8 protein-coding genes and 1 pseudogene are annotated in these 9,024 nt (G+C 42.0%); 7 read left to right on the top strand and 2 right to left on the bottom strand.

Going from position 1 to position 9,024, the window contains the following annotated elements:
- The 7 genes from ACWI_RS18095 to tnpA form a co-directional block, all read left to right on the top strand.
- A partial coding sequence (locus tag ACWI_RS18095) for a DDE-type integrase/transposase/recombinase (RefSeq protein WP_139142293.1) occupies nucleotides 1-479 on the top strand: 479 nt, incomplete at its 5' end.
- Between the two features lie 91 nt (nucleotides 480-570).
- The gene (locus ACWI_RS18100; protein ID WP_278278312.1) at nucleotides 571-948 is read left to right on the top strand and encodes a tyrosine-type recombinase/integrase; all 378 of its coding nucleotides are present in this window, start codon (nucleotides 571-573) and stop codon (nucleotides 946-948) included.
- A gap of 41 nt (nucleotides 949-989) precedes the next feature.
- Nucleotides 990-1,385, top strand: coding sequence for a hypothetical protein (locus ACWI_RS18105; protein WP_070372853.1), 396 nt, complete (start codon nucleotides 990-992; stop codon nucleotides 1,383-1,385).
- Nucleotides 1,334-1,774: a hypothetical protein gene (locus ACWI_RS18110; protein WP_139142417.1), complete on the top strand. Its 441-nt coding sequence runs from the start codon at nucleotides 1,334-1,336 to the stop codon at nucleotides 1,772-1,774. The genes ACWI_RS18105 and ACWI_RS18110 overlap by 52 nt, the downstream gene beginning before the upstream one ends.
- Nucleotides 1,775-1,977: 203 nt before the next feature.
- Nucleotides 1,978-3,039 carry an Rpn family recombination-promoting nuclease/putative transposase gene (locus ACWI_RS18115; RefSeq protein ID WP_070372855.1) on the top strand — a complete coding sequence of 354 codons (1,062 nt, stop codon included), beginning with the start codon at nucleotides 1,978-1,980 and terminating at the stop codon, nucleotides 3,037-3,039.
- A 642-nt stretch (nucleotides 3,040-3,681) separates the two neighbouring features.
- Entirely contained in the window at nucleotides 3,682-5,910 is a 2,229-nt protein-coding gene (locus ACWI_RS19190) for a hypothetical protein (RefSeq protein ID WP_175440988.1), read from the top strand.
- Between the two features lie 1,308 nt (nucleotides 5,911-7,218).
- Nucleotides 7,219-7,728 carry an IS66 family insertion sequence element accessory protein TnpA gene (gene tnpA, locus ACWI_RS18130; protein WP_070372858.1) on the top strand — a complete coding sequence of 170 codons (510 nt, stop codon included), beginning with the start codon at nucleotides 7,219-7,221 and terminating at the stop codon, nucleotides 7,726-7,728.
- Here the strand turns inward: tnpA and istB are convergent.
- Nucleotides 7,642-8,409 carry an IS21-like element helper ATPase IstB gene (gene istB / locus ACWI_RS18135; RefSeq protein WP_070372859.1) on the bottom strand — a complete coding sequence of 256 codons (768 nt, stop codon included), beginning with the start codon at nucleotides 8,407-8,409 and terminating at the stop codon, nucleotides 7,642-7,644. The genes tnpA and istB overlap by 87 nt on opposite strands.
- Nucleotides 8,399-8,779: pseudogene (locus ACWI_RS18140) on the bottom strand (IS21 family transposase); the annotation flags it as partial. The pseudogene ACWI_RS18140 and the gene istB, both read right to left, overlap by 11 nt.
- Between the last annotated feature and the right edge of the window lie 245 nt (nucleotides 8,780-9,024).

A 9,024-nucleotide genomic window follows, 5' to 3' on the forward strand; every position in this document is an offset into this window, starting at 1 on the left:
TTACAGAAATCCCCTGTAAAGATGGAAAACTTTATCTGGCACCCATTTTTGATTGCTATGACGGCAGTATCCGGGGCTTCAGGATGGATGACAACATGCGGGCAGACCTTTGTGTTGAAGCGTTTCAAAACGCCTGCAGAGATGATGGTGCCGAAGGAATGATCCTTCATTCCGATCGGGGCACGCAGTTTACCAGCCAACGCTTTCGAAAGGTATTAAAAAAAGCAAATGCCATCCAGAGTATGAGTGGCACCGGGCGTTGTTATGATAATGCCCGGATGGAAAGTTTTTTCGCAACGCTGAAAAAAGAGAAGCTCTATAAAATTAATACCAAAAGTATGCCCATGGTTGAAGTCAAAACGATTGTTCATCGCTACATCCATTATTACAATCGTCGACGAATTTACAGTACAAATAATGGCTATCCACCGCTAGTTTATCGGGGGCTTTTTATCGACAATCACCAGCTCGCTGCATAGCATTCAAAGTTTTGATGATTGTTACCGACGATGAGGGCTGGCTATTCTATAGGGGCTTGGAAAATTCCTTGCGTGTTTTGACTGAACTATTATTGACAATTCCAGTCAGGGAAAAGGCAACAAGGATCGGGTGATTCCCATCAATGCCAAACTGAAGGAAGAACTGGTCAATTATTTAAATACCATCCGACCCAAAACCACTTCCAGCTATTTCTTTGCCACCACCCGAACCGGCAGACTCTCCCGGCAGACAGTGAATGAGACTCTGATTGAAACGGTGGCTAAACTGGGCTGGGAAAAGCATGTCACCGCCCATATTCTGAGACATTCCTTTGCTTCCAATCTGGTCAGAAATCAGGCTCCCCTGCCAGCAGTTCAGAAGCTACTGGGACACAGCAATCTCACCGTCACCAGTCGCTACATTCATCAGGATATTGGTCAACTGCAGCAGGCTGTCAATCTCATTTAGGGATTGGCAGCGATGATTCAGAAAAAGAAAGGAAAAAAATAATGAAAGCATCAATGGAACCCATCTATGATCAGCGTGTCACCGAGACATTGGCTGGCCTGATGGAAGGAAAAACAAGAAAAGAACTGGCTGAAACCTTTGAACTGGCTAATTGGCGATCCCTGGACACCTATCTGCGCCGAAAAGGCTTCACCTGGGACAGTCACAATCAGACCTACATTCCCGCCGTGACAAAAGCAGACACTATTCTTGACGAACTGGAATCCGGAGCACCATTCAAAGCCGAAATGATCATCAAGCGTTTTGAAGAAATGGGTGATGACAGTGATCCCAGAACCATTGCCCGGGAGTTTGGTTTAAAGATCACCGGGAGTTGGGTGAATACATGGAAAGTAAGCAGTTATTGTGGGATTCTGGAAAGAAAAACTATGTCCTAGTGACGGCGAACACCAGTGACGAAACAATGGCAGAAACGGACAATCTCAATGACAGTGTTTTTAAGTCAGCTGGAAAAAGTGGTGAATCTGCAGTGGGACTGATGGAACTGGAACCCTATCTGCCAATACTTCAGATGCTGCTACAGAACAAAGATCGACTGGTGACACTGCTGATGCCTCAATCCGAAGGAACACTGCCCCGCTATGCCATTCCCGGAAAAGCGGGTTCTCAGACCATCTATTTCTCAGATGCTTTGATTCGACTAATGAAGGAATATTGTGACAGTAAAAATGTGAAACAGCGGGATGTTCTTGAAATCGCTCTGACTGAATTCTTCAGACGTTATGGTTTTCAGCGGGAAATGGACAAGCTGTTGGCCAAATGCTAGCCGGATGATCTTCCCCCCTTTTGTCCCGTTTTTATCGTCAGTGGCGTCAGTACCGACAATGATCTGCCGGGACTGTCAGCATTGTCGATAGTTTTGGAGCAAAAAGGTGGCGAATGAGAGAAGGCTTTTTATCATGATCAAATTTAATAGCATTTTAAAGGGAGATCGATTATAATGATGACAATAGCAAAGAAGGTGAACGAATGAAAGTGACTGAGACAAAAAAGACTGAGAAAAAAGTACAGAATCCCCATGATATGTTTTTCAGGGCGACCTTTGCGAATCTGGAAGTTTCACAGAATTTTCTAAAAGACTCCCTGCCAGATTCGATCTTAAAGACCATTGATCTGAACAATCTGGAACTGCAAAATGGTACCTACGTCAGCAAGAAACTGGAAGAAACCCGTTCAGATCTGTTGTTTCGAACCACCATCAATCAGAAAGAAGCCTATCTCTATCTTCTTTTTGAACACAAGAGTTATCTGGACAAAAATGTGGGATTGCAGTTATTGAACTATCTGGTCAGCATCTGGAATCAAAAAATTAAAAACGAAAAAGCCAAACATATCCCGGTGATCATTCCGATGGTTATTTATCATGGGCAACAAAACTGGGAACTTGGAAACGCTTTGGACACGATGATTCTCGACTATGATGAATTACCCGATGACATCAAGCAAGGTATCCCTAATTTCCGTTACCATGTCTATGATCTGAATCGATTTCCAGATGAGGCAATTGTACTGGGTTCACGTTATTATGTGACGCTTTCAATTCTGAAACATGTCAACAGGGATGACGAACAGGAATTGCTCGAAGCCCTCAAAAGAGTTGCTGCAGCACTGAATGCAATGAATGAAAAAGAGACAGCTACGGAGTACTTTGAAACCTGTCTGCGTTATGTTTACGAAATTGTGCCGGAATTTTCAAAAGTGAATTCAAATATTGTTCAAAAATACATTGAAGGAATTTTTCCTGAAGGGAGTGAAGTAGCGATGACACTTGCAGAAGTTTTAAGAGAAGAAGGTTTTGAAAAAGGAATTTTAAAAGGGAAAGAAGAAGGAATTGAAGAAGGTATCGAAAAAGGCGAAACCAAAGCATTGATCAAAATGGCAATCAAATTATTGACTCAAAAATTCGGCGTCATGTCTGCTGAGTATTCTGAAGCGATCACTAAATTGGATTCAACAAATTTAGAGATATTAATTGAGGGAATTAAAGGTTTTGAAAATTTAGATGATGTCAAAAAGTTTTTAGCCCTCTGAGGCTTGCAGGAGTTTAATTAGTGTGATCGGAAATGCAGATGGAGTGCCACTAATTGCTGAACAGGAATTGCATGATCTCCAAAAATTTTCTCCCGTATTTGCCGTCAGTCCCGGCAGTGCCGACAGTTTGTGTGGGAAGAATCAAAATAGGGATTGCCTGAGATTACAGAATATGCCAAGATAATTTGATTGGACAGAAGGAGGAATCGCTTTGTGGCGAGAACCAAACCAGAAAAGCTTCTTCTTCTGTTTTAATCATTTCTAAGAAGATCACACAGTCATTTTGTCTGACGAGACTGACACGACTGACGGGATTTTAGGAAGAAAAAAGGTGGATGGGTTGGAATTCAGGAACAACATCACCGGGTTTCAGCAACACCAGCCAAAGTAGCACAATCTGTTGGAAACACTTGAATTTTCAGAAAATCGGATGGGAATTTCTTATGTTGAAAACCTGTTTATAGATTTTTTGTTTTTTTTATATTCACAAGGATACCGCTCTGTTTTTTATCTTTAGAAAAACTGTTCTGCGTTAATGGAATCTCTGGAAGTATTGGTTTAAGTGGGTTTTAGCAAAATGATCCAACTCTGATTTTAAGTGCGTTTTCAAATATTATCGCTGCTCAGGCTAGTCTGATTCCAATGCCTAAAGTTGCTGATGTAACTGTAGTTGATGCTACTAGAATTAATGTTAACTACAACACAGCAATGGATATTGTAACTATGGGTACTGCTTCCAAATATTCAGTATCAGGCAATACAGTTGCTTCTGTTGAAGTTTCAGCAGATCATAAAGTAGCGACTTTAACATTAGGCACACCACTAACAAACGTTGACGCAAATACCACAGTTGGCGTAAATGGCGTAAAAGATCCTTACAACAATGAAATCAAAAATTTCGCCAAAGTTTATGTACTTTCTGATAAAGTCCGTCCTGTAGCTGGTTCTCTTGTTTGGGATGACAGCCAAACTTTATCTTTTACAATTGATAAAGATGCGGATTTAGATACAACTAATACATCAGGTAATGCGAAAAATGTAAATGCATTTGTAGCCGTATATGATGCTAACGGAATCAAAAAATTCGGTTTAATCAATACAGGAACTCAGGCAACATATGTCACTGCAAACAACCAAAGCAAAGTTACAGTTAATGTTGCAGGTTTAACAGCCGGCAATTATACATTGCAGGTAGTTGGATTAAAAGACAAAGCTACAAATCTGATTAATCCAAACCCAACTATTCAGTCTTTTACTATCACAAATGATACAACAGCCCCAGCGGTTACTTCAATAACTCCAGTTGGTTATGCAGGTGGTAATGCAACATTTGATGTTGTGTTCACTGAAAGACTTCAAGCAAACCCAACAATTGATATTGATGATGTAACAAAAGCAATCGGAACACCAGTTGTTTCAGCTGATGGAAAAACATATACAATCACAGTAACAACTACTTCAGGTTTACACAAAGTAACAGTTAAAAACTTCAAAGATTTAGCTGGTAACTCTGGAACAGCTGTAGCTCAAATGGTTACATTTACTGCAAGTTCACCACAATTAGTAAGCGCACAATATCAACCAACAGCAGGTGGTAACAAAATTGTAGTCAAATTCGACCGTAATATCGTAGCAGATACACCAGCTGATATTACAGCAGGTTCATATGTTTATGACAATGTACAGTATGCTTTAAGCACATTGACAGATGGTGGAAAAATTGATAAATCTGCCTTAACTGTAGCTGATATAGACAATGATGGTATTAAAGAATTATTAATTAATGCAGACGATTATTCAGGAACAGCTGGTGCTGTTACAGCGCTTCCAGTAGGTTCTTACACAGTAACATTACCTGCAGGCGAAGTAAAAGATGCAGCTGGACAGGCTAACACTGCAAAAACTTTAACATTTGTTGTACCTTCAAATGCTTCAGTTACAACAACAGCTTCACCAGCTGCAAAAGGTACAGCAGCTAATGGCGATGCTAACTATGTAGATGTTACATTTACTCAAAAAGTAACTGATGCAACTGCATTAAATTTAGCTAACTACAAAGTTGAAGGCTCACAAGTATTCACAAATGCGGTATTTACTGATTCTACTAAGAAAATCGTACGCTTAACAATGGCAGCAGGCGCTATCCAAACTAATGGTAGCTACACTGTAACAGTTGATAATGTTGTCGATACAAACGGAAATGCAGTTCAGGCTTTCAGTGGAGCTGTAACTCTGTATGAAAATGTAAAACCATTCATTGCTTTGGCAGAAGTTAATGCAACAAATAATGTTAAAGTAACATTCAATGAAGCTTTAACTGGTACAATTAACAATGCTGACTTAGAAGTATATGTAAATGGCTCAAAAGTTGCTAGCACAGTTTCCTTTACATCAGGTGCATCTATTGCTAACATTACACTAACAACTCCTTTAGCTGATACAACATCTACAGTAGTTGTTAAAACAGCAAGCACTTTCAGTGTAGTTGATGCTAATAAGAACGAAGCTGTAACAGGATTTGAAAAAACTGCTGTTTGGAATGTAGTTGTCGATACAACAGCTCCAACATTAAGTGCAATTTCTGCTGGTAACCTTGCAGCAACAACAGCTGACTTGACTTTCACATCAGATGAAGCAGGTACATACTATTACTTAGTATATGCAGCTGCAGATGCTGCGCCAACAGCGGCAACTGTTAAAGCACAAGGTACTGCGGTAACGAAAGGAACTGCTGCTGCTACAGCTGCAGCTCAAACTGTTAATATGACAGGATTGACAACAGCTACTGCTTATAAGGCATATGTAGTTGTTGAAGATGCAGCTGGCAACTTATCAACAGTAGGTGCAACAGCATCATTTACAACACTATAGAATAATAGAACTAAACGGTGCCTGTCACTTAACTTATTCAACTTAACTTATTGAGGTGGATAGTATAGAAACAGAGAATAGAGACGATTCGGGTTCTTCGGGACTCGGGTCGTCTTTTCTTTTTTGCCAGGGTGGAGTGACACGGGGTAAGCGATTCAAAAGGAGGATAACGTATAAGGTGACATGGGGACGTTTGTGTGCCACGAAGGCATAGTATTTAAAATAATACAGAGCTATGCTCTATAGAAGATGAAGGAAGGCCCTTCGGAACCGCCATTCAGGTGGAGGTTTCAAACCACCTTAAGCTGCTCTGGTAAAGAGTCAGGGTAGTGAGCGTTAAGGAAAAGGCAACCAAAGAGTTGTCAGGTGAGAATCATGGAGATGAGTACCAGCGAATCACCGTACAAGTGTCGAAACGTGTTTTAATGTCATCAAAACTGGAGTCTGAACGTCATTCCAGGATAAGTATAGAGGTAACCTGATTACCGACTATATGATGACCGGCATAGAGGTGACATGAACATGATACAGGCTTTTATAGGGAACGTGGGAACCTGTACTGGGGGTGACATGGGGACGTTTCTGTTGTCACATTTAGAATTGAGCACAAGGGGACGGTTCTATTGTGCACTTTGCTGGCTGAAAAATATTGAGCAAACTGTCTGGAAAAGATTTAGCTGGTGGCTCAGGTTTCCAGCTTTTGTCTGTTTCCAATTTGTTGGCCAGTTTTTGCCCAGCTAAACTCGCTGAAGAATTTGAATTCTCCAACCAGTCTATTTTTTTCTCCAAATTGCCGTCAGTACCGACAGTTGTGTCAGACGAAGTGACATGGGCAAGTGACATGGGGACGTTTCTGTTGTCACATTAGTTAAAAAAGTCTGAGCGATCTGACTGGAAAACTATTCTGCAGTGAATGTGACTTTTCGCTATTGTCTGTTTGCAATGAGTTGAGCCAGTATTCCAGCTGCAAATCTCACTAAAGAATCTGAATTCTCCAACGAGTCCAGAGTGCCACAAATATTTTCTCCCTAAATTGCCGTCAGTGCTGACAGTCGTGACAGGAGCGTTCCGGTCTACAGTGCCAGTCGATTTGATGACAGAGCCAGCTAATCCGGACTACAGTGCCACTGGTTTTGGACTCGGATTAAAAAATCGTCCCAGATTTCGTAAGCGATCAATAACAGGGTGCCTTACATCCTGAATAAATCCATGAGATAATAGACTCCAAACATAAACCAAAGTTTTTCAAGTTGTAGTTTTTCGAGTTTTTCAAGTGACTTTGAAAAACTGCACAGGAGGGTATTGCAAATGGATGAAATAACTCCAGTTAAAACAAAGTTCCGCATGGAACAGTGGACACAACTGATTCAGGATCAACGGTCAAGTGGAATGACCGTCAAGGTCTGGTGTCAGCAGAATCTGGTTAAAGAAACATCCTATTATTATTGGCTGAAACGCATCCGTCAACAAGCTTGTGGCCAGGAAATGGTGTCCACACAACTGGAACCGGATGAACCGGTTACTTTTGCCAAACTTCCGATGAGTCTGGGAAAAACGAACCGGAGTCCAGCAGTGGTGATTAATCTTCCATCGGCAACGATTGAGGTGATGGATGGAGCTGCCCCGGAAACCATTGAATATTTCGGCTGGAAAAACCAGGCTGTCCGGAGGCTCATGTCTCCGAGACCGGACAGTGGTTTCAAACGTTTCGACATGGTGCCAAGTGGCTATTTAAGTGTTTTTAGAATCAATTCCGTAAATTTCTCGCATGGAGCGATCATGCTCCTTGTCGATATACTGAATCTCAATGCTGTGTGAATCGTGAACAATCCGATCAAGAATGGCATCGGCGACAGTGGCTTCAGGAAATTTGGTGTACCAGACGAGTGGGGCGAACTGAGAGCAGAAAATTGTGGAAACCTTTTTATGACGGGCGTGGATAATCTCCAGTAAGTCCCTGGCTTCCGTTTCGGTCAGTTTGATCAGCAACCATTCTTCGAGGATCAGGAGGGTGTATTTCTGATAGTGCCGGATCGCTTCTTTGAACTTGCCCTCGCCCCTGGCAACCGCCAGTTCAGCCAGCAGTTCCGGCAGACGGATGTATTTTGTGGCGTAGTAGTGTTTGCAGGCTTCCATTCCCAGAGCACAGGCAATGTAGGACTTACCCGTACCCGTTGCCCCGGCAATGATAATATTGTGTGCTTCCCGGATGTATTCACAGGTCGACAGGCGTTCAATCAGTTTTTTATTGAGTTTTCGACCAGCCTGATAATTGATGTCATGAACATTTGCCTGGGACTGATCAAAACCAGCCTTTTTGATCAATCGCTGCAACCGGTTATTCTTGCGGCTGGTATATTCCCGGTCAACCATCAGACCGAACCGGTCTTCAAGCGGAATATCCGCCATGGAGGGATCGTTCAATTGCAGACGGAAGGCATCAGCCATTGTTGACAGGTGCATTTCGATGAGTTTATTGAGGGTGGCTTCATTCGTCATGATGCTTACCTCCATAATAGCTGGCCCCCCGGGTATATCCGTATTGATTTTCAACAGATGACTCATGATCCTTTTCTGGTTGATCGGACAGTTTATCCTGTCCGGTTGTGAGAATATTTTTAACACTCTTATAACTGGGATGAGGTGTATAGGACAAGGCCTTTTTACAGGCGGCTTCCAGACGGTTGACCGAATATTTATCAGCCAGCTTCAACAGATCCACACAGGATTTGTAACCCTGCTGTTCGACCTTGAAGGAAGCCAGAACCGATTTTACCGTCGTAACGGTATGGGGCCCGATTTTATGGGCCCATTCAATAAAGCGATCGCCATTCCACTCCAGGTATTTCTGATGATCCTCCGGCATATGGGGGAGACACGGGGACGTTTCTGTTGTCACATTTAGAAGAGTGTGATAGAATGTAGTAAAGAGGACTAAGAAGTGAGGTAAAAAATGGCGAGGCAGGCAAGAGTAAGAAGTATGACAAGTATTTATCATGTGATGTTAAAAGGGATAGACAGTCGAAACATATTTATGGATGATGAAGACAAAATGTACTTTATGGAAAAACTGAAGCGAGCTAAGGAAACGGGAGAATTTAAACTCTATGCTTA

Source organism: Acetobacterium wieringae, from assembly GCF_001766835.1.
GTDB classification, from domain to species: domain Bacteria; phylum Bacillota; class Clostridia; order Eubacteriales; family Eubacteriaceae; genus Acetobacterium; species Acetobacterium wieringae.